This window comes from Nocardia sp. NPDC004278 (assembly GCF_053602975.1).
Map to the genome: position 1 here is coordinate 1 of NZ_JBSGEQ010000107.1, position 1,578 is coordinate 1,578.

The following is a 1,578-nucleotide window of genomic DNA, read 5'->3' on the forward strand; positions in this document are numbered from 1 at the left end:
GCTAGCTTGAGTTTTAAGCTCTGAGGGTCGCGTCCCGCGCCCCGGTTGATCTTGAACGAAGCCCTTGGGTGATGATTTGTCTTGCGACAGAACAAATCTCACAACCAAGGGCTTCGGTGAATAGTGTGCACGACACCGGCTGTGCCGGTGCGATCGGGGACCTGTCTGTGTTCCGGCAGGAGTTCTATCGGTGTGTGACCGCGCGGGCGGATGCGGTGTTCGAGCTGGTGGATGCGGTGTTGTGCGCGGATGGTCCGGTGCGGTCGTTGCCGGAGTTGTCGCTCGTCGGCGAGCATCGCCGGGGGCATGGCAGCGTGTATGGCGCGCTGGATCGGGGCCGGATCGAGGTCGATCGGCTGCGGCGGGCGCTGGCGGCGGTGCCGCTGCCGCGGGCGGCCGATGGCCGGTTGGTACTGGCAGTGGATATCACGTGCTGGCTGCGCCCGGAGGCGCACACCTGCCCGCAGCGGATGCTGTGTCATACCTACGGGCGGGCCAAAGACTCCCACCTGATGATCCCGGGCTGGCCGTATTCGGTGGTCTGCGCTCTGGAGACCGGCCGCAGCTCGTGGACCGCGCCGCTGGATGCGGTGCGGCTGGCCCCCGGTGACGACGCGGCCACTGTCACCGCGCACCAGTTGCGCACCGTGATCGCCAACCTGATCGACGCCGGGCACTGGCAGCCCGGCGACCCGGACATCTGGATCGTGGCCGACTCCGGATACGACGCACCCCGGCTGGCGTTCCTACTGGCTGACCTGCCCGTGGCCGTGTTGGGGCGGATGCGCTCGGACCGGGTGCTGCGCCGCGCGGCCCCACCCCGGGAGCCGGGTGCCAACGGCCGGCCGCCGCGGCACGGCGGCGAATTCGTTTTCGCCGATCCGGCCACCTGGGGCGAGCCCGACACCGCTACCGCGACCGAGACCCGCCTCTACGGCCCGGCCACCGCCAGATCATGGAATCGGCTGCACCCCAGGCTGACTCACCGCTCGTCATGGGTCGCCCAAATCGGAACACTGCCCGTCATCGAGGGCACTGTGATCCGGCTCGACGTCGCGCGATTGCCATCCGGGGCAATCCCGAAACCGGTGTGGCTGTGGCACTCAGTCATCGATCTCGACGCGGACATGGTCGATGTGTTGTGGCAGGCGTTCTTGCGCCGCTTCGATATCGAGCACACCTTCCGCATGCTCAAACAGACCCTGGGCTGGACCAGCCCCAAGCTACGTGACCCGGCCGCGGCCGACCGGTGGACCTGGCTGCTACTGGCGGCCTACACCCAGCTCCGACTGGCCCGGCGCCTCGCCGCCGACCGGCGACGGCCATGGGAGAAACCTGCTGCCCCGCAACGGCTTACACCAGCGCGCGTCCGACGAGGGTTTCGGCACCTACGCGCAAACATCGCCTGTCCCGCCAGTGCACCGAAACCCTCACGACCTGGACCCGGGCGACCACCCGGTCACCGCAACCAGCACCCGGCACCCCGCTACGACGTGTACATCAAGACAGCCAGCAATACACGAGCACCCAAACCAGCCGGGCCGCGACCACGCCGAAGAGCTTAAAACTCAAGCTAGG

Annotated in this window: 1 protein-coding gene; it reads left to right on the plus strand. The window is 67.9% G+C overall.

Annotation, left to right across the window (positions count from 1 at the left end):
• The first annotated feature begins 71 nt into the window (after positions 1 to 71).
• On the plus strand, positions 72 to 1,565 hold the full coding sequence (locus tag ACWEO2_RS44240; RefSeq protein WP_452410868.1) for an NF041680 family putative transposase: 1,494 nt from the start codon (positions 72 to 74) through the stop codon (positions 1,563 to 1,565).
• Positions 1,566 to 1,578 lie beyond the last annotated feature (13 nt).